We start from the raw sequence: 22,317 nt of genomic DNA, 5'->3' as shown, positions 1-22,317 counted from the left end.
GAGTTGGCGAAATCGTTACCTTTATATCATTGAGTTTTTAATTGTTGTTTGAAGTGGTTAAAAACTTTATCATCAATTTCCACCCATTTGCGAACACTATTAATGAATGCAATCTTTTCAGCGTGTAATACGTCTTTTTTAGTCAGTGTTTTTTCAACTAATTGTTTTGATTCCAAATAAAATTGCCGCATTGTCCCTGCCAGTAAACCAGAGGTGATTTTGGGGGTTACCCATTGATTATCAACCAATAACGCGATATTACCATTAACAAACTCTGTGATTTCGTCATGTTGATTAAAGATAATATACTCTTTTGCAGGGGTTAGTGCCGGAAAATGATGCCGAATTGATGTTTTGTGGTATAAAAAGAGATTCTGGTTATTAATACAATTTGGAGCAAACTCAATTTCGGCGATTTGCAAAGGCGTGATAATACTATCATGATTAATCTCAAACTGCCCATTTTCTCTAAGTAAAATCCGTATTTTATACAAATTTTTAGAATAGGTGTTTGCCAGATTCATTAGGGCTAACTTAATGATACGGATATTGCACTCAAAATTAAAATAACTTGCAGAATCAGTTAATCTTGTTAAATGCTGATCCAATAAAAAAAACTGACCATTTTCAAGTAACAGTGATTCAATAATGTATTCTGGTATGGTAATTGTACGATTTAAAATTGCTGATTTAATTAAAATTTCGTTATATTCATCTTGTGAAGTGGAATCCCAGGTAATCCCTCCACCCACACCATAATGCATATGTTGCTGATTTATCGTTAATGTGCGAATTGGCACGTTAAATACCATTTTATGTCCAAATGGTTCAATATATCCAATCGTGCCGCAATAGACCCCTCGAGCAGTGTTCTCAATTTGAGCGATAATTTGCATCGTACTAACTTTTGGCGCACCGGTGATTGAACCGCATGGAAATAATGCTCGAAAAATGTCGAATAAATGAATATCTTCAATTAATTGCCCCTCAATAGTTGAGGTTAATTGCCACACGGTTGGATATTTTTCAGCAGAAAAGAGCGTTGGTACAACAACCGTGCCGGGTTTGGAAATTTGACTTAAATCATTGCGAAGTAAATCAACAATCATCATATTTTCTGCTAAATTTTTTTCTGACATCAGCAAAAGGCGTTGTTGATTATCTTGTTGTGTAGTCAAACCACGCCCTATGGTGCCTTTCATCGGTTTAGTGGTAATCGTTTTATTTTCAATCCTAAAAAATAACTCGGGTGAAATCGATAAAATATGATAATCATCATGTTCAAGATAAGCGCAATAATCTGCCTGATTATTTTTTTGAAGAAAATAGTAATAATCAATTGGATTTCCGTCAAAAGGCGCTTTAAATTGAATGGTATAATTGGTTTGATAAGTATTTCCTAATTCAATTTGAGAACGGATAAAATCAATTTTTTGATTATATTCTTCAATAGTTGTATCACAGCTTAATACTAATGGTTCTGCCTGATAATGAGGTATTGATTTAGGGGGGTGAGATGAGTATTTATCATAAATACCAAATAATAGTAGAGGTAAATCGGTATCTTGAGGCGGATTGGATTGGGTTTGATTAGCCTGATTAAAGCCCATTGCACTCTCATAGGCTAAATATCCTACTGCATAAAATCCTTGTGCAATAAATGATTCAATCTCTTCTAAGCATTTTTTTATGGATGACACTTTAGTTGTTGCTAATATTTTTATGGGATCGCAAAAATATTTATGTTGACCTTCAAAATCGATATGAACTTTCATGTAAATCCTATTGATGAACAAAATTTTTGATGATTTGCAAACCACAATCTGTTTTGATTGCTTCAGGATGAAATTGTACCGACTCAATAGGTAAATATTTATGGCGTAATCCCATAATCAATCCTTGTTTATTTCGTGCGGTGACAATGAGTGGTGATGATGCAGGTAATAAATTATCCCTTACCATTAAAGAGTGATAACGCACTACCGTCAGTGGATTGTCAATTCCAGTAAAGATTCCTTGACCATCATGATTAATATTATCGAGTTTACCGTGCATTGGTTGCGGAGATTTGACAATCTCATATCCAAAATACTGTGCTATTGCTTGATGTCCTAAACAGATCCCGAATATTGGGCAGCTACGATTGAATTCAGCTAGAACGGAAAGAGTTATTCCTGCATTGCTAGGACTCCCCGGTCCTGGTGAGAGAACAATTTTAGAAAAGTTCAATTTTTTCAATTGGTCAATTGTCATCTCATTATTTTTAATCACTTTAACTTTGGCTTTAGCTCGACAAAGATAATCATAAATATTAAACGTAAAAGAATCATAATTATCAATTAGTATAATCAAAATATTGCCTGCGAGATTTCAAACGATTTATTTCAAATTTTCATGCTGATATATCCTAATATATTTTCTTTTATTTAGAAAAGATTTTAACGATTGAACTGATTATTTTTAACGCATGTCTATTTTTTTATGGACTAAATTCGATTATCGAATTAACATTAGCGCAAACTAAAATACAATAATAGGAAAAATGATGAAAATCAGAGTATTGTTAATTGTAGTAATAAGTTTTATCTTTTCAAATAACGTATTTGCTGAGCAGTTACCGACAGCACAAGAACGAAAGATCAGTGATCAGCAGCTGATCTACCAACAAGAAAGACAAAAAGCAACAGAAGAGGCATTGTCAACTAAAACACCTAATGTAAGTTTAATGTCACCTTTACAAAAAATTCAGACGATCAATTTTCCTGAAGAGGAATTTTGTTTTCCGATTCAACATGTTGAATTGTTAGAACGTGATGCCTTTCCAATTACCATACCGTTAAATACGTTAGCCAAACAAGCGGAAGGTCGTTGCTTGGGTGGCAAAGGTTTAAATTTACTGATGACGGAATTACAAAATCAGCTTATTAGTTATGGCTATATCACAACACGGGTTTTGGCGCCTCAACAAGATCTTAATTCAGGAACATTTACTTTATTGTTGCTGAAAGGAACGGTAAGAAATATTTTTTATTCATCAGATAGTGACACCAGAGCCAATTTAACAAGTAATATGCCATTAAAAAAAGGGGATTTACTTAACTTACGCGCTATCGAACAAGGACTTGAAAATTTTCAGCGAATTCCAACTGCCAGTGCTCAAATCCAATTATTACCAGGAGAAGAGGCCGGTGAAACAGATATTGTTATCCAACGTCAACAATCGAAATATTGGCGAATAGGATTATCGTTAGATAATTCGGGATCAAAAAGTACGGGTCGCTATCAAGGTGGGCTTACACTTTATTTGGATAATCCACTTGGTCTCAGTGACAGTTTTTATGTTTCTGGTGGACATAATTTAGAGGGAGTGGACGATTATGGCTCAAAAAATTATCTATTTGCCTATTCTGTCCCATTTGGTTATTGGCTTTTTGATGCCTCAATGTATGCAAATACCTATAATCAAAAAATTTCGGATGTGGTCGATTATCAATATAAAGGACGAAGTAAATATTATAATTTTCAAATTAGCCGAGTATTGCACCGTAATGAAGCGCAAAAAACAATATTAAGTTATGGCATCAATTTAAGAGAGTCTCACAATTTCATCAATGATACCGAAATCGAAATTCAGCGGCGCAAAACAAGCAATTGGCGAATTGGCTTACAGCATAGTCACTACTTCGATAATATCGTTGTTTATGCAGGTGCATCTTATCAAAAAGGCGTACGTTGGTTTGGCGCACAAAAAGCATTTGAAGAAAAATCTGAAATCGGTAGTGCTCTAACCGATATCATTAATGCTAATTTATCCGTTTATGTGCCTTTTAAACTCGGTAATCAAAATTTTGGATACAGCCTTGATTCACAAGGACAATACACTCGACGTAATAAATTAACTGCACCGGATCGATTTTCGATTGGTAGTCGTTGGACGGTACGAGGATTTGATGGTGAAGAGATGTTAAGTGCCGATAATGGCTGGTTTATTCGCAATGATTTAATATGGTATACGCCACTAAACCAGCAATTATATTTAGGACTGGATGCCGGTGGCGTATTTGGGGGAAATTCCGAAAATCTGACGGGTAAAAAATTAGTCGGTTCGGCTATCGGAATCAGAGGACGTCACTTTGGTCTTTATTATGATATGTTTGCTGGCGTGCCCCTACATAAACCTGACAAATTTAATACTAATCATTTAACACTCGGATTCTATTTAAATTGGACTTATTAGTGTTACCTATCATTTAGCCAACAATAAATTAGTACTTATTATTGTTTTCAATAAACAATAATAAGTACTAAATAAAATCAATTAAATAACTCCATAATAATTAATGCATTAGTTAATGAAGAAAAATTAAAAAAATTTTTTGTAAAGCTAATGAAGATATTTTAAATAAACCTTTGACTGAAAGTTTATTTAAAGATTATTATATATAAGTTATCTTATCTAAACCGCATAATCATGGGTTTTATCATTACTTTGTAAACTGATGATAAAACGATCAAATATTAATAAATTGATTACAGTTTTTTTAAGTGTTTATTAATCGCGGAAAAGTCTTAACTCTTACCACCAAGATAAGATACATAACATTAAAAAGGTCACTATTTTTGTTGATTGTAAGCATTCAGTCAGCCATAAAAGAATAGCCATCTAATTTCGCTATACAGGTTGTTAGATTCTATTAAATTTCCTTTTTATAACTTGAATTAACCTTATTTGAATAGTCCTATTTTATGAAAGTTAACTATCGATAACTTATACAAAACGATGACTAATGGATATGAGCTTAATTTCACATTACATTTTGCAGTAAAAAGTTATATTAACTATTGATATTAATTGGATTTGATTCAATTCAATTAACAGATTGTTAATTACACTGTAGTCATTTTTTCATTGTAGTAACTAATTGATATTAGTCATTTTGTAAAACAGTAATCTTAATTTATGCCTTGATTATAGAATAAATTGATTTTTATAAAATGACTGGTTTTTAAGAAAATTCCGATTCTTTTTGAGTAAAAAAGAGTAGATCTATGAAAGGTGAGACATACTATGAATAAAAATTTTTATCGCATTGTTTTTAATAAAACTCGTGGATTGTTCGTTGTGGTATCTGAAATTGTAAAATCACATCAGGCGATATCACGTTGCAGCCGAAAAGCTAAAAAAACGGATATTAAACAGAATTCAAATAACGATACAAAATATTGCACATTAAAACCACTTGCATTTTTATCCTATATTGCATTAGGTATGGTAAGTATTGTTGGTACAACTTATGCAAAAGGTATTGTGGTTGATCCCTTAGCCAATCAAAATCAACGTCCTGTCGTTAAGGAATTACAAAATGGTACAACACAAATCAATATTGTTGCACCGAGTAGAAACGGTGTGTCTCATAATAAATATACTCAATTTGATGTGTCAAAAAAGGGTGTGATTCTTAATAATGCTACTGGTGGCACGAATACACAACTAGCAGGAAATATCAATGGTAATCCACTATTACAAAACAGCGCAAAAGTCATTTTAAATGAAGTTAATTCTAACAATATCAGCCAATTAAATGGTTATATTGAAGTCGCCGGACAAAAAGCACAGGTGGTCATCGCCAATCCAGCCGGGATCACCTGTGATGGTTGTGGGTTTATCAATGCTGATAGAGTGACCTTAACAACCGGTAAACCGATTGTAACAAATGGTAACCTAGATGGTTATTTAGTCGAAAAAGGTCAAATTCAAATTACAGGTAATGGTCTAAATAATACTGGACAAGATTATAGCGATCTGATCGCTCGAAGTGTCAATATCAATGCTAAATTATGGGCAAATAAGGAAATCAATGTTATAGCGGGTAAAGCAAAAGTTAGCGCTGATTTAAAACATATCGATAAACAAGGCATTGATAATAACGTTGGACAACCCGAGTTTGGCATAGATGTCTCAAGATTAGGGGGCATGTATGCGGATAAAATTAGAATGGTTGGGACAGAACATGGCGTTGGTGTACGAAATAATGGTACGTTATTGGCAAATGCAGGAACATTAACTGTAACTAACGATGGCAAAGTAATTAATGCTGGTTATATCAGTTCAGCGCAAAACCTTGAATTCAAAACGACTTATGGTGGAATTGAAAACCATTCAACAATTGAAAGTTCAAAAAACATTGTATTATCCAGTAAAGCAGAAATAAAAAATGTTGATAGATTAAATGCGCAAGGTGATATCACGCTTAATGCAGAAAGTTGGGTTGGTAACCAAGGATTAATATCTTCGGGTAAACAGATTACAACAACGAGTAAAGAGTTTGATAATAGTTATTCAGCAAATATAAAAGCGCAAAATCTAAAAATTGATGCGAATATGGCAAAAAATACAGGCAATATTAACGTAAATGACACAATTAATCTGCTCGCAAATCAGTTTGAAAATAATAAAAAATTAGCTGCTAAAAAAGAAGTCACTATAAACAGTAGAAAATTCAAAAATGATTGGAAAGGCAAAATTGAATCAAATAATATCAAAATTTTTGGTGACGAATTTGTCAATTATGGTCAACTTGTTGCCGACAATAGATTAACTATGAATGTTAAAAGTATCACGAATCTTAATGAATTAGTGGGAAGAAACGAAATCAGGATTAATAGTATAGAATTTTCTAACAAAAAAGACGGAATAATAAACGCTTATGATGCGGAAGTTATAACACAAAATTTCGATTCTGATGGTACAATTTTAACTGGCGCATTGGATATATCTGCTGAAATAAACTATAACAATGGCATCAATGGCAAAATAATAGCTGATTATTTCAAGTTAATAAATCCACATAAAAGTGTTAACGAAGGTCTTATCGATGTAGGCTATTTTTATGAATTGGGTAGTGACTTTATTAATACCGCTTTTGGCAAAATAAAAGTCGGTGAATTATATGCCAATAATGATTATTTTGAAAATAAAGGTTCGGTATACTCATCCAGTAAAATAATCGTTGAAAGTAATGATTTTTACAATAATGGTCAATTTGATGCAATAAAAACTCTAAAAGTAAATCAGAATAAGAATTTTAAAAATGATTGGCAAGGAACAATCAACGCTAATTTAATTGATTTCGACCAACAGATCGTCAATGAAAGTTTTTCTAACTTTGGTTCGATACAGTCAAAAGATCAAATTAAAATTAAATCTAAGGATTTTTATAACCAAGGGAAGATATTGGCGAAACATGAATTAAGCATTCAGGGTGACAAACTAAAAAATGAGATGAATGCTTCAATAAGCGCTGACAAAATTGATCTATCCGGTACAACATTAGAAAATAAAGGTTTAATAACTGCTCAAGATTCCCTAAATATTGGGGTGAAACAGTTATATAATAAATTTAAGTTATTATCTGATGAAAATTTAGATATTAATACTTCATATTTTTCGAATGAAGGAAATGAAAGTATTGTCAAAGCTGATTTAGTGACAATATTTGCTGATAAACTGGACAATCATAGTACCTTTAATGCGACTAATGATCTACAAATCATTGTTAGCAACATCTACAATCAAGGTAGGTTTACATCAAATAATCATATTGGTATATATAGTGCAGACTTTAAAAATGATTGGGCAGCTCATGTTGATGCCGATAAACTGGATATCGCCGGTGGAAAAATGCACAACATGAACGAAATAAAAGCTAATCGATATATTACTATCAATGTTAGTGATTTTTACAATAACAAATCCTTATTTACATTTGGAAATCTAGAAATAGGCGGCACCAATTTTAAAAATGATTGGTATGGTGTAATTAAAGCTGAAAACCTAGATATTCTTTCAACTCAGTTATCGAATTATGGAAAATTTGAAACAAGTAATTTAATGAATATTGTGACAAAGAATTTTTATAATTACGGACGAGTTGATTCTGATATGCACATCTGGTTATATGCTGATTATTTTAGAAATGATTGGAAAGCTGTGATGAATGCAAAATACATTAAAACGAAAGTGAATCACATTGAGAATTATGGATTAATAACAGGAATTATAAATGATGAAAATCAACTATAACTTATGGATTGCTAATGTTTTTTAACTTGAACAGTTGTTTATAACTTAAGATTCTGGTTTTCTATGTATAAAAAATTAGAAAACCAGGGTCTATTTTTCGAAATTTAAATAATCATATACTGAAAATAGAAACCGATTTAACCTGCTCTTTAATGTTAGCTATCTTAAAAAAATTGTGACCAAATGGAATTCTTCTTTTCTCTAACATTGCTGTTTTTAGATGCTGTTCATATAAATTTTTACCCCTAAAACCACCACTATTCTTTAAAAAGCAATAAATGTCGAAAAAACGTAGTAAAGTAAAAATAATGGTTAATTAGAAACTAATTTTTTCATCTTATTAAAAAAATAAACATTAAAATCGCAAAACATTGATATAAAAATTTACTAAAGTTAAATTTTTTTGATTTAAATTAAAATTGAATTAAATTCTTTCAATAATATATAAAATAATTTAATAAAGTCTTTGACCGAACCTCAAATAAATGTTTATATAGTACACTTTATTTATCCAATGAATGCCTTGTGGTATAGGCACAATTTCACATCAATCAATAAAAGACACACCATTGTGAAATCAATCAGTTCCAGTATTATTTGTTTTTTTGATATTTATTAGTCATGTTAAATAAGATTAACTTACATTTATATATCAAATAAAAACAATATTTAACCAATAGCTATTTGTTAATAAGATCCAATGAGTGATTTGAAATACTGTTCTTTTTACGTCAATTTTTAAATATTGAGTCAGTGGTCAAACTATTCATGTTAACGACATAAAATTGATGATAATCAAAACTAATTAATCTTCTGTTGGTTAATAGAAAATCCCCATAAATACCCGAATGACAGAATTTGTATATTTTTTTCAAGTTGTAGTAACCCATTAATATCTTTGCTTGTTAATAAAAGGATATTAATTTTTTTTATAAATTTAATTAATTTTTAATAACTTAATATGCTTTTGTTTTCAGACATCAGCATTAGATACAAGGTGAAAAATACTATGAATAAAAATTTTTATCGCATCGTTTTTAATAAAGTTCGTGGATTATTTGTTGTGGTTTCTGAAATAGTTAAATCTCATCAAGTCATGGCTAGTCATAATCAAACCACAAAAAAAATGGAAGGGTATTGTAAGCAAAAAGATCAATCCTGTATGTTAAAACCCTTAGTATTTTTATCCTATATTGCATTTGGTATGGTTAGTATTGTTGAATCTAGTTACGCAAATAATATCGCTGTTGATCAAAATGCCAGCCAAGAACAACGTCCAACCGTTCAAGGTTTACCAAACGGTGTAACACAAATTGATATCGCAGCACCAAGCAATAATGGCGTATCCCATAATAAATATACCCAATTTGACGTATCAAAAAATGGTGTCATTTTAAATAACTCTCGTGATGATAGCCAAACACAATTAGCTGGTAATATTAATGGTAATGCATCACTACAAAATAGCGCCAAGGTAATATTAAACGAAGTGAATTCGCAAAATATCAGCCAATTAAATGGTTACATCGAGGTGGCGGGTCAAAAAGCCCAAGTTGTCATCGCCAACCCGGCAGGCATAACCTGTAATGGTTGTGGTTTCATCAATGCAGACCGGGCAACCTTAACCACCGGTAAACCGATAATTGAAGATGGAAAATTGACTGGTTATCAAGTAGAAAAGGGTCAGATAGCCATTACAGGGGATGGATTAAAAAATTCAGGGCAAGATTATACTGATTTAATAGCACGCAGTGTAAATGTCAATGCCAAGTTATGGGCGAATAAAGAAATTAATATTGTGACAGGTAAAGCGAAGGTGAGTGCAGATCTGACAAAGATTGAAAAAGTCGCCTCAGCCACCAATACCGAACAACCTGAATTTGCACTGGATGTTTCAGCATTAGGTGGAATGTATGCTGGAAAAATTAAGATGGTGGGTACTGAAGCAGGGGTAGGTGTTCGTAATAATGGGATACTCATGGCCAGTGCGGGAACGATAGATATATCAACAAATGGCAAAATTTTAAATACCGTAAGTGGTAATCTTAATTCTGCGACAGACACCTTATTGAAGAGTGACAATATAGAAAATCATGGCACAGTCATTAGTCAAAAAAATGTCATTTTAACGGGAAAAACAGAAGTAAAAAATTATGGCATCGTTAATGCTAAAGAAGACATTAATCTAAAAGCTGAAAAATTGGTAGCCAACGAAAATAGATTATTAGCAGGCAATAATCTTAGCGCAGAAAGTGAGGAATTTCTGAGTACCTGGACAGGGAATGTGAGTGCTAATAATATTACATTAAACGCAGCGCAAACCAAAAATGTGGGTAAAATTAATGCGGCTGAAAGTGTGAAAATTAAAGCATCAAGTGTTGAAAATGCTGGGAATTTATCAGCAGGAGAAAGTATTACTGTATCAAGTGAAAAAATCAAAAATGATTGGTTTGGTGTGATTCAGTCAAAAAATATAGAACTTGAAGGAACAAATCTAGAAAATTATAAAGAAATTAACGCAACTGACAACTTGATCATTAACGTTGTAGATATAAATAATATTAATACGTTAACCTCAGATAATAAATTAACGCTAGCAAGTCAGAACATTCAAAATCATTCAACAGGTCTGATTCGATCGCAAAAAGAATTATCCATAAATTCCAAAATGTTATCCAATAACGGTGTGTTAGCATCAATAGAAAATATGAATGTTATTAGTGATGATGTCTTTAATCATTGGAATGGTACAATGCAATCGAAAATCGTTGATTTAAAGGGCAATAACTTTAGAAATTATGGTGCTGTTAATGGTGTACAATCCATCGATATCGCCGTAAAAGGAATACTTTATAATCAAGGAATTTTATCATCAATTTCACCCGAACCTTCACCACATTCTGAAAGTTCAGAAACACCAAGTTTCAAAATTAATCTATCTTTTGATTCATTTAAAAATGATTGGAACGGTAAAGTTAATGCTGATCAAATAAATCTTGTGAACATTAAAACCAACAATGATCAAGTTAACGAAACGGGTGAATTTATTAATTATAACGAAATGAATGCCAATGACTTACTCAATATTGATGTTAAGAATGTTTACAATCAAGGTAAATTATTGGCAAAAAATGATTTATCTATAACGAGTGACAACTTCAAAAATGATTGGAAAGGCGAAGTACAAGCTAATAATATTACGTTGGTAGGTGCAAAATTTGACAATTACAATCAAGTTTTTGCTAATTCTGAGCTGAATGTCAATGTCGAAAACGCTTACAATCAAGCTAAGCTCTTAACTGAAGGCAAGTTATTAATTAATAGCAATAATTTCAAAAATGATTGGCTTGGTGAAATAAATTCAAATAACATTGAAATCACAGGTAATAGATTTGATAACCGTAATAAATTAATAGCGAATGATACAATGAATATTAACCTGAATGATTTTAATAACAATGGTGAATTATTGGCTAACCAACAAGTAAAAGTAGTCAGTCACAACCTAAAAAATGATTGGTTTGGTTCAATTAAAGCTGAAAATATTGATCTGAATGTTATAACAAATATGGAAAACTTTGGTGAGGTTGAAGCTGGTGATCAGTTAACTATTAATTCTAATTATACATACAACCAAGGCAATGTGATTTCGAAAAGAGAGATTAAATTAGCGGGTAATCATTTTCTCAATGATTGGCATGGTGTGATTAATGCTGAAATTATTACTGACAATTTATCTGATAAAATCGTTAATCGTGGTCTAATTAATGGAAAGTCCACTAATGCAAAAGATGAATAGATTAATTTGATCAATTAATTCTTTTTTGTTGTAAAGATAAGATCCTAGTTTACTGAAATATATCATCAATAGGTAAGCTAGGATCTTAAAAATTAATTTTTTCAATCTTTGTCAACTTATGAGCTTTCTACTCATTCACTTTAATCCCCAAAAAACATAAAAATTTCTATAACTTACCTAATTAATATCAATAAAATTACTGGTAATAGAAATATCTAGACCGAATAAAATTAAAACATCATCAAGTGCCCAAATATTAAAACCGATTTGATCACACCAACTATCTGCTTAATAGAAATACTTTTTTAACAAAACAGAAAATAAATTAAGTGATAAATTAATAAATTAGAAAAATCTTGTTATCAAAAGTCTTAGCTAACCCTAAAAATTGTTTGGATTAACAAAGAAATGTAAATTACGGATGCACAAATAAAACTTTGACTAAATATAAATTTAATGTTTATTATACATGCATCAAATTATCTAAATGATGTTAATTTGGTGTGTCTGTTTCTTTCTGTTCTACCAAGGATGATGGTTAATTAGTGGATAACTAGCTAATGTTAACGTAATTTATCATCCTATCGATTTCCTTTTGTTGCATTAAATTCAAAATATTATTTGTATTGCCGTATTTAACTATTTTTGTAGATTTATTGAAATAATCATTTGTTTAATATGATGATTTTATTTTTTACGTTTTAACAAAATAATAGGTGAAAGGTGTAAATACTATGAATAAGAATTTTTATCGCATTATTTTCAATAAAGTCCGTGGATTGTTTGTTGTGGTATCTGAAATGACTAAATCGCATCAAGTCGTAACCAATAATGCTAAACAAATCAAAACAGTTCATGTTAACCCTAATCCAATCCAGCATGTTCAGTTTTGCAGATTAAAACCTTTAGTCTTTATGTCATATATTGCATTGGGTTTGGTTAGTGTGGTTAATGTCAGTTATGCCAATAATATCGTTGTCGATCCAACGGCTAACCAAGCACAACGCCCTAATGTGCACAACTTGCAAAATGGCGTAACACAAATTGATATTGCAGCGCCAAGTAATAGCGGTGTCTCTCACAACAAATATAACCAATTTGATGTATCCAAAAATGGTGTCATACTCAATAATGCGACAGGAAGAACTAATACCCAATTAGCTGGCGACATTAATGGTAATAGATTATTACAAAATCGTGCAAAAGTGATTTTAAATGAAGTTAACTCTCCAAATATTAGTCAGTTAAATGGTTATGTTGAAGTTGCAGGTCAAAAAGCGCAGGTCATTATCGCCAATCCTGCCGGTATAACTTGTAATGGTTGCGGTTTTATTAATGCTGATAGAGTCACGTTAACGACGGGTAAACCCATTATGGATAATGGTAAATTGCAAAGTTACCAAGTTGATGGCGGACGTATTGAAATTAATGGCTATGGTTTAAAAAACTCAGGTCAAGACTACACCGATTTAATTGCACGTAGTGTCAATGTTAATGCGGAATTATGGGCAAATAATGAAATTAATGTTATCACAGGACAAGCTAAAGTAAGTGCTGATTTGAATACCATTGAAAAGCAAGGATTTAATAATCAAGTTGATCAGCCTGAGTTTGGATTGGACGTTTCTGCGCTAGGCGGAATGTATGCAGGTAAAATTAAAATGGTCGGTACCGAAAATGGTGTAGGGGTACGAAATGAAGGAAAACTGATGGCGAGTGCCGGTTCATTGAATCTTTCTGCTGATGGCAAAATTATTAATAAAGGAACGATGCAATCCTCTGAAGGAACTGTCTTAAAAAGTCAATCTGAAATTAAAAATTTAGGCACAATCACAGCCAAAAATGACCTTAAACTTCAATCCCATACGTTAATTACCAATGAAGGAAAACTGTCTGCAAAAAATTCTCTTTCAACAACCAGTGATGAGTTTATTAGTATTTGGTCAGGGGATGTAAAAGCGAATAACATTGTGATTAATGCTAAGCAAGCTAAAAATGTGGGTAAAATGAAAGCCTATGAAACTGTCACCATTAATGCTTCAACAGCAGAAAATAATGGGAACTTAACGGCAGGAAAACAAATTACCCTAACAAGCGACAATATCAAAAATGATTGGCAAGGGATTATTAACGCTAAAAATATTAACTTGAATGGGAAAAATTTTGAAAATTATGGCGAAGTTAATTCTGCTGAAAACTTAGTGATATCGATAGAAAACATAAATAATATCAATAAATTACTATCAGATGAGCAATTATTGTTAAAAGGAACCAACATTACAAATAGCGATACAGGATTGATCAAAGCTGAGGACAAAGTTTCAATAATTGCAAATAACATCATCAATGATGGCACAATCAATAGTGACTCAGTATTTTTAGGGGAAGGAGAGGTTGGGAAAATTGTGAATACTTGGCGAGCAAAAATCAATGCTAAGCAATTATTTGATATTCATGCTAATCAATTTGAGAATTCTGGACAGATAAATGCGGATAATGGATCAATGGAATTACAAGATTATATGTATAACCAAGGTCAAATTACGCTAAATAACAATTTGAATTTATACATTAAAGATTTTAAAAATGATTGGAATGGCAAATTAGCCAGTAATTATATGCATATCAACAAAACGAAATCGGATGCTACTATCACTAATTATGGCGTCATCAATGCTGATAATTTAAATATTTTGAATAATAATGTTTATAATTATGGTCAACTTTTAGTTAATCATACTTTATCTGTAGTAAACAATGCATTTGTAAATAGTTGGCAAGGTATTATCAAATCTGATGAGGTGGATATAAATACGCGTAATTTTGAAAATCATAATGAACTCAAGGCGGGTCAATTACTGTCAATTAATGGGGGTAACCAGTTTTATAATCAAGGAAAATTATTTGCCAATAAACAAATCATTTTAAAAGGCAATGAAGTTAAAAATGACTGGAAAGGTGAAATCAAAGCCGATTTAATTACAATGGATACCAATAAGTTGGATAATTATAATGAAATTAGTGCATTAAATTCATCGGTGATCAAAGTGAAAGACGGCTATAACCAAGGGAAGATTTTTGCATCCGATAAATTGGCAATAAAAACTGATAACTTTAAAAATGATTGGAAAGGCGAAATCAATGCTAACCAAATCGAAATCAAAGGCGGAAATTTTGATAACCGAAATTTTGCAAAAGCCAATGATGATTTCAAATTAAACGTAAGTAGTTTATACAATAATGGTCAGTTACTGGCTAAAAATAAAATACAGTTACACGGTAGAAATTTTCATAATGATTGGTTTGGTTGGATAGCATCAGACACTATTGATTTAGATATTGACTATAATTTTAATAATTATGGAACGCTATCTGTCAATAAATCAATTAGTATACTCGCTAACCTCATCTATAACGAAGGAAAAATAACTTCAGATGATTATATTAAGTTAACAGCTAGGACATTGACCAACGACAGCCATGGAATAATTAATGCAAAATATATTGAATCTAAAATAGCCTATATTAACAACATTGGCGTGATCAATGGTATTTTCGTTAATCAATAAAATGCATGACAGTAAGTTATAATTGATAAAATTACTCACCTGGTTTACCAAACGTTATTTCTCGTTTGCTAAATCAGGTTATTAAGATTCTATTATGTTAAATGTTATCTACAGTTATCTCTCACCTTTAATCATTATCAAAAAAAGATATCAATACAAGTCTTCGTTTTTAACCATTTTGAAATTTGAAAATAAAATTTGCTTACAATTCATTAGGTAAAATTCTTTGACTAAATGAAAATTTAAAGTTTAATATATAAACATTAAGTTATCTAAACAATATAAAAATTTTGTTTGCACCGTTAGCTTAATAAAAGTCATTAAGTGTTCTGTAAGTCATTTGCGTGCTTTTTAAAGCATTAATCATAACGCAGCCGTTATAGTTGAATTCGTATTAAATTTTTTAATAGTCTTATCTGATTCTGAAGTCATTTTAGAAAATTTGCTGTCCATAATTTAATATTAATATGATTTATTACGGCTATTAACAAAAAGATGAAAGGTAAAATATTATGAATAAACGTTTTTATCGTATTGTTTTTAATCGGATTCGTGGATTATTTGTTGTTGTGTCTGATATTGCACAATCATATCACGTTGTGGTTAGTAAGGGTCAGCAAGGCAAGCGTATTCACGTCAACAATAACTCGATCGATAATCCCCGATCTTATTTATTAAAGCCGTTAGTTTTTTTATCCTATGTTGCGTTAGGACTGGTCAGTATGACTGGCGTCAGTTACGCAAATAATATCGTTGTCGATCAAAGTGCCAATCAAGCGCAACGCCCAACGATTCAAGGTTTACCAAACGGTGTAACGCAAATTGATATCACAGCACCAAACAATGATGGCGTATCCCATAATAAATATACCCAATTTGACGTATCAAAAAATGGTGTCATTTTAAATAACTCTTCAAACGGTAGTAAAACGCAATTAGCCGGTAATATCAATGGTAATGCATCACTACAAAATAGCGCCAAGGTAATATTGAACGAAGTAAATTCGCAAAATATCAGTCAATTAAATGGTTATATCGAGGTAGCCGGTCAAAAAGCCCAAGTAGTTATCGCCAATCCGGCAGGCATAACCTGTAACGGTTGTGGTTTTATTAATGCAGACAGGGCAACTTTAACCACCGGTAAACCGCTAATGGAAAATGGAAAATTGGCGGGTTATCACGTGGAACAGGGGCAAATAGCCATAACAGGGGATGGATTAAAAAATTCAGGGCAAGATTATACCGATTTAATTGCACGTAGTGTAAAGGTTAATGCGGAATTGTGGGCGAATAAAGAAATCATTATTCTGACAGGTCAAAACAAAGTGAGTGCAGATCTGGCAACAATTAAAAATGTGGTATCAGACACGAATACTGTAAAACCTGAGTTTGCTCTAGATGTATCAGCGTTAGGCGGAATGTATGCCGGAAAAATTCAGATGGTGGGTACTGACGCAGGGGTAGGTGTTCGTAATAATGGGACACTCATGGCAAGTGCGGGAATGTTGAATCTATTGGTTAGTGGTAAAATTTTAAATAATGTGGGGGGTAATATTAAGGCAACACAAGATATCTTGCTAGACAGTCAACAATTAGAAAATCATGGCACAATTGCCAGTCAAAAAAATGTCGACGTGTTGGGTAGAACAGAGATAAAAAATTATGGGATTATTGAAGCGAAAGAAGATATCAAAATCAAAACTAATACATTGATTGCCAACGAAAATAGATTGTCTGCAGGCAATAATCTTAGCGCAGAAAGTGAGGGCTTTCTTAGTACATGGACAGGGAATGTGAGCGCCAACACAATTGTATTAAAATCAGGGCACACTAAAAATGTGGGCAAAATGAATGCGGTTGAAAAGGTGGAAATTAAAGCATCATATGCCGAAAATGCGGGTGATTTATCAGCAGGAGAAAGCGTTACTGTATCGAGTGATAAAATCAAAAATGATTGGTTTGGTGTAATTCAGTCGAAAAATATTACCTTAGAAGGGAAAGATTTTGAGAATTATAGCGAAGTAAATGCCAAGGCTAAATTAAGCATTGTTGCTGATGTTATGAACGTAAATAAACTAACATCTGGAAAGGAAATATCGGTCGTTAGTGAAAAAAATATTATCAATAAAGATACAGGTTTAATTCAAGCTGGAGAAGTTGTTTCATTATCTGGAACAAATATAGTTAATGAAGGTAATATCAAAGGTTCATTGGTAAATTTATATACCGGAAAGGTTGGAACCGTGGTTAATACTTGGCGTGGAAAAATAGAAGCTGATCAAAATTTTTTCTTAATCGCAAATCAATTTGATAATTGGGGATTGGTAAGTGGTGATTATGGACAGATTGCATCGTATGGGAAAATGTATAACCAAGGTCAAATAGCGATAAAATCAAAATTAGATATTTTATATCATCAATTTAAAAATGATTGGAACGGTAAACTATCTTTCGATTATGCTGTAATTGGGATTGATTCTGCTAATTCTGATAATGATTTTACAAACTATGGCCTAATAGAGGGTGATGGGATAGATATGGCTTATGGTAATGTTTATAATTATGGAAAAATTTTAGTGAATTATTTATATTTATCAGGCGGTAATTTTGTAAATAATTGGCAAGGCCTAATAAAAACTAATGAAATATATTCCCATTATGAAAATTTTAGAAATTACAATGAAATCACTGCTGCTAACAAGTTAATGATTCAAGTTACAGATGGCTATAACCAAGGAAAAATTCATTCATTAAAAGAATTAGATATAATCAGTAACAACTTTAAAAATGATTGGCAAGGTGAAATCAGTGCCAACACGATTAAAATAGCAGGACAAAAAAATGAAGAAGGAATAATTGAAGGACGATTTGATAATCGAAAATCAATCCGTGCTAATGATACATTGAAGATTAACGTAACAGAGTTTTACAATAATGGAGAGTTATTTGCCCAAAATAAAATAGACGGTGTCAGTAAACATTTCAAAAATGATTGGTTTGGCGTTATCGATACTAATCTTCTTGTATTGAAAGTTGAAAATGGGATAGAAAATTTTGGACAGATAAATGCAAAAGAATTACAAGAAATCAGTGATTAGTATTTATCCAACATTTAAAAGTTTTAATCATGATAAATAAAATTTTATCTCGGTAAAATATCATATTGGTTTATCAGTTGTGTTTAAATGACTGATAAGCCAATAATGCCACATTTCGTTCCTTTGATAATCCTTTCGTTCAATTTCCTTCCCTCTATTGACAGATTATTTTGAAATAAAATTTTGTTTTTCATCGATAATTTTGTGATGAAGGTTTATTAACAACATTGATCATTTAACTGTTCAAAAAACATCAATGATTTGTTAATCGGATTAATAAAAGCATCTGATTTGACATGAACTCCTTAATACGTGGACTATTAAACCAAATATTAAAATTTTATTGTGTGGCATAAACTTCAAAAGAATTAAAGTCTAACTTAGTTAAACTCGAAAATTGACAAAAAAATAAATAAAATCTTTGACTAAATATGAAGTTAAAGTTTATTATAAAAAAATTAAGTTATCTAAATCATATAAAATTTTCCGTTGCTATTAGCCTGTTTATTTTAGGGGCAATCAAATTGTGGTAATGGTTCCAAATATATAAATCTTATCGTTGTCATTTTTAGTTGTATCAATTTCAATAATTATTTGTTTGGTTAATTATAAAAAAAATATGGATTTATTGAGCATGACCCATTGTTTAATAGATAAATATGATTTGTCTTAGCATGTTAGAAAATAGATGAAAGGTGAGAAATACTATGAACAAGAATTTTTTTCGTATTGTTTTTAATAAGACTCGTGGATTGTATGTTGTGGTATCCGAAATGGTTAGTTCCCATCAAGTCATGACAAGTCATAATCAGACTACAAAAAAAATTGAAGTGATTTCTAAACATAAAAATCAATCCTTTATGTTAAAACCCTTAGTATTTTTATCCTATATCGCTTTAGGTATGGTTGGCATTGTTGAATCTAGTTACGCAAATAATATCGTTGTCGATCAAAATGCCAATCAAGCGCAACGTCCAGCCATTCAAGGCTTACCAAACGGCGTAACACAAATTGATATCGCAACGCCAACAAAAGGGGGCGTTTCACATAATAAATATACGCAATTTGATGTTTCAAAAAATGGCGTCATTTTAAATAACTCTCGTGACGGTAGTAAAACACAATTAGCCGGTGATATTAATGGTAATGCATCACTGCAAAATAGCGCCAAAGTCATACTAAACGAAGTGAATTCGCAAAATATCAGCCAATTAAATGGTTATATCGAGGTGGCCGGTCAAAAAGCCCAAGTGATCATCGCCAATCCGGCCGGTATAACCTGTAATGGTTGTGGTTTTATTAATGCAGATAGGGCAACCTTGACGACCGGTAAAGCATTAATGAAAGATGGACAATTGATTGGTTATCATGTTGAAAAAGGGCAAATAGCCATTACAGGGGATGGATTAAAAAATTCAGGGCAAGATTACACCGATTTAATCGCACGTAGTGTGAATGTCAATGCCAAGTTATGGGCAAATAAAGAAATCACTATTGTGACCGGTCAAGGCAAAGTGAAAGCAGATCTGACTAAGATTGAAAAAATCGTATCAGACCCCAATACTGCGCAACCTGAGTTTGCACTGGATGTTTCAGCGTTAGGTGGAATGTATGCTGGAAAAATTAAGATGATAGGTACCGAAACAGGGGTAGGTGTACGTAATAATGGAATACTTATGGCTAATGCGGGGACGTTAAATTTATCGGTGGATGGTAAAATTTTAAATAATGTCGGTGGTAATCTTAAAGCAACAAAAGACATCTTATTAAACAGTCAACAAATAGAAAATCATGGCACAATTGCTGCTCAAAAAAATGTCAGTTTAATGGCAAAAACAGAAGTAAAAAATTATGGAACCGTTGAAGCGAAAGAAGATATCAATCTAAAAGCATCTAAATTGGTTGCGAATGAGGGTAAATTGTCAGCAGGAAAAAATATTACTTCATTTAGTCAAGAATTTATTAGTACATGGACAGGTAATATAAATGCTGTAGCTATTACAATAACAGCCAAACGTACCAAAAATGTTGGAAGATTAAGAGCACAAATGATAAAAATTTCTGCTAATTATACTGAAAATGCGGGAAATGTATCAACCACCGATAAAATTAGTGTATCGGGTGATAATATAAAAAATGATTGGGAAGGGAAAATTGAATCAGCAGATGTAGATTTAGAGGGGAAAAACGTTGAAAATTACGGTGAAGTTGAAGCTAAGGATAAATTAAACATAGTTGCAGATGACGTGACAAATGAGAACAAATTAACCTCAGAAAAAGATTTAATCGTACATAGTGATAATATCACCAATAAGGATAAAGGCTCAATTCAAGCTGGAGAAAATGTTTCATTAGAAGGAAATAATATCGTTAATGAAGGTGAAGTAAAATCACCAACGGTAAACTTAGGAAACACAACTGAATCGAAAATAACCAATACATCGCAAGGTAAAATCATTGCAGAGGATCGAATCAATGTAAACGGTATGCAATTTGATAACCATGGTTGGATTACCGGTAATTGGGCTAATATAAGATTAACTAACGGAATGTACAATAATGGTAATATCGCATTTAAAGATAAGATGGAATTAAATATCAAAAACTTAAAAAATGATTGGCAAGGTATTTTAAAAAGTTCAAAAATACGTATCAAAAATGATGACTTAGGGACAGATTTAACTAACTTTGGTGTTATTGATGCAGATAACATGAATTTACAACTTGAAGAAGTATCCAACTTTGGTCAATTGTTAGCAAAGGAGTCGCTATCTTTAAACGCTAGCAAATTGGAAAATGGTAGGGAAGGCATCATAAAATCGAATAAAGTTAAATTATCTTCATCAAAAATCTATAATTACAATCAAATTATTGCTAAAGAACAACTTGAAATCAATTCTACTGAAATATTATATAATCAAGGAAAATTATTGGCTCAGGATAAAATAGCAATATCCAGTAATTATTTTAAAAATGATTGGTTAGGAGAGGTGAATGCCGATGAAATAAGTCTAAATGGTATTACTGTTAATGATTTGGTTTCATTTGAAGATAGTAGGTTTGATAACTACAATAAAGTTACTGCGAATAAAAATTTAAAACTTGATACAGCTGATATTTATAATCAAGCGAAATTAATAGCTGTTGAGCGATTAACGACTAAAAGCACTAATTTTAAAAACGATTGGCAAGCGGAAATCAGCGCTAATAAAATTGAAATAAACAGTGAAAATTTTGACAATCGAAAAATCGTAAACGCAAAGGATAAACTCGTTATTAAAGCTGGACAAATTTATAATAATGGCGAGATATTTGCCAAAAATGAGATATATACAGAAACTAAGCAATTTAAGAATGATTGGTTAGGAATTATCAAAACTAATAATATCAATGTAGCAGGTGGAAATAATATTAACAATTTAGGTACAATTAATGTTGATAAATTAGATAACACTCAACATAATCAGCGATATAAAATCGAAAATTCGGCTTCAGAGATATTTTTCACTTTAGATAATAATACTTTTTCCAATGACAAACAAAATACAATAAAAACGGAAACTATCATATCTAATATTACGGATATGATTATTTTCCATATAATGCATCGCGATTATAACAATCAGAAAAATCAATAAAATCTTATCTTTATACTAAGGTTTGATGAGGTATCCTATTGTTATTATTCAATAAAAAAATCGATATCACAGGGAATTTATCATAATTCCCTCAATGAGTTGTAATTAACTTAAATTGTTTCGCTGATCC

Annotated in this window: 8 protein-coding genes; 6 read left to right on the top strand and 2 right to left on the bottom strand. The window is 31.6% G+C overall.

Annotation, left to right across the window (positions count from 1 at the left end; all coding sequences use genetic code 11):
• Positions 1 to 26: 26 nt before the first annotated feature.
• Both pabB and ACGH6R_RS03830 read right to left on the bottom strand, forming a co-directional pair.
• Positions 27 to 1,775: an aminodeoxychorismate synthase component I gene (pabB, locus tag ACGH6R_RS03835; RefSeq protein ID WP_411598947.1), complete on the bottom strand. Its 1,749-nt coding sequence runs from the start codon at positions 1,773 to 1,775 to the stop codon at positions 27 to 29.
• A 7-nt stretch (positions 1,776 to 1,782) separates the two neighbouring features.
• The gene (locus tag ACGH6R_RS03830; RefSeq protein ID WP_267377876.1) at positions 1,783 to 2,352 is read right to left on the bottom strand and encodes an anthranilate synthase component II; all 570 of its coding nucleotides are present in this window, start codon (positions 2,350 to 2,352) and stop codon (positions 1,783 to 1,785) included.
• Positions 2,353 to 2,545: 193 nt separating this feature from the next.
• On the opposite strand from ACGH6R_RS03830, the gene ACGH6R_RS03825 reads away from it, so the two are divergent.
• The 6 genes from ACGH6R_RS03825 (at position 2,546) to ACGH6R_RS03800 (ending at position 22,187) form a co-directional block, all read left to right on the top strand.
• Positions 2,546 to 4,237 (top strand): ShlB/FhaC/HecB family hemolysin secretion/activation protein, encoded by a 1,692-nt coding sequence (locus ACGH6R_RS03825; protein WP_267351733.1) that lies wholly within the window; start codon positions 2,546 to 2,548, stop codon positions 4,235 to 4,237.
• An 831-nt stretch (positions 4,238 to 5,068) separates the two neighbouring features.
• Entirely contained in the window at positions 5,069 to 8,083 is a 3,015-nt protein-coding gene (locus ACGH6R_RS03820; protein WP_411598946.1) for a filamentous hemagglutinin N-terminal domain-containing protein, read from the top strand.
• A gap of 1,009 nt (positions 8,084 to 9,092) precedes the next feature.
• A complete protein-coding gene (locus tag ACGH6R_RS03815) occupies positions 9,093 to 11,882 on the top strand; it encodes a filamentous hemagglutinin N-terminal domain-containing protein (protein WP_411598945.1) in 2,790 nt (929 codons plus the stop codon).
• A 734-nt stretch (positions 11,883 to 12,616) separates the two neighbouring features.
• Positions 12,617 to 15,451, top strand: coding sequence for a filamentous hemagglutinin N-terminal domain-containing protein (locus tag ACGH6R_RS03810; RefSeq protein ID WP_411598944.1), 2,835 nt, complete (start codon positions 12,617 to 12,619; stop codon positions 15,449 to 15,451).
• Between the two features lie 512 nt (positions 15,452 to 15,963).
• The gene (locus ACGH6R_RS03805) at positions 15,964 to 18,549 is read left to right on the top strand and encodes a filamentous hemagglutinin N-terminal domain-containing protein (RefSeq protein ID WP_411598943.1); all 2,586 of its coding nucleotides are present in this window, start codon (positions 15,964 to 15,966) and stop codon (positions 18,547 to 18,549) included.
• 707 nt (positions 18,550 to 19,256) lie between these two features.
• Positions 19,257 to 22,187, top strand: coding sequence for a filamentous hemagglutinin N-terminal domain-containing protein (locus tag ACGH6R_RS03800; RefSeq protein ID WP_411598942.1), 2,931 nt, complete (start codon positions 19,257 to 19,259; stop codon positions 22,185 to 22,187).
• Positions 22,188 to 22,317 lie beyond the last annotated feature (130 nt).

The sequence above is a fragment of the Gilliamella sp. CG13 genome (genome assembly GCF_046635805.1).
Lineage (GTDB): Bacteria > Pseudomonadota > Gammaproteobacteria > Enterobacterales > Orbaceae > Gilliamella > Gilliamella apicola_I.
This window is presented reverse-complemented; position numbering and strand designations above follow the sequence as displayed.

Coding starts and splice junctions, on each gene's coding strand:
- pabB (WP_411598947.1), bottom strand. CDS start 1,775: ATGAAAGTTCATATCGATTTTGAAGGTCAACATAAATATTTTTGCGAT.
- ACGH6R_RS03825 (WP_267351733.1), top strand. CDS start 2,546: ATGAAAATCAGAGTATTGTTAATTGTAGTAATAAGTTTTATCTTTTCA.
- ACGH6R_RS03820 (WP_411598946.1), top strand. CDS start 5,069: ATGAATAAAAATTTTTATCGCATTGTTTTTAATAAAACTCGTGGATTG.
- ACGH6R_RS03815 (WP_411598945.1), top strand. CDS start 9,093: ATGAATAAAAATTTTTATCGCATCGTTTTTAATAAAGTTCGTGGATTA.
- ACGH6R_RS03810 (WP_411598944.1), top strand. CDS start 12,617: ATGAATAAGAATTTTTATCGCATTATTTTCAATAAAGTCCGTGGATTG.
- ACGH6R_RS03805 (WP_411598943.1), top strand. CDS start 15,964: ATGAATAAACGTTTTTATCGTATTGTTTTTAATCGGATTCGTGGATTA.
- ACGH6R_RS03800 (WP_411598942.1), top strand. CDS start 19,257: ATGAACAAGAATTTTTTTCGTATTGTTTTTAATAAGACTCGTGGATTG.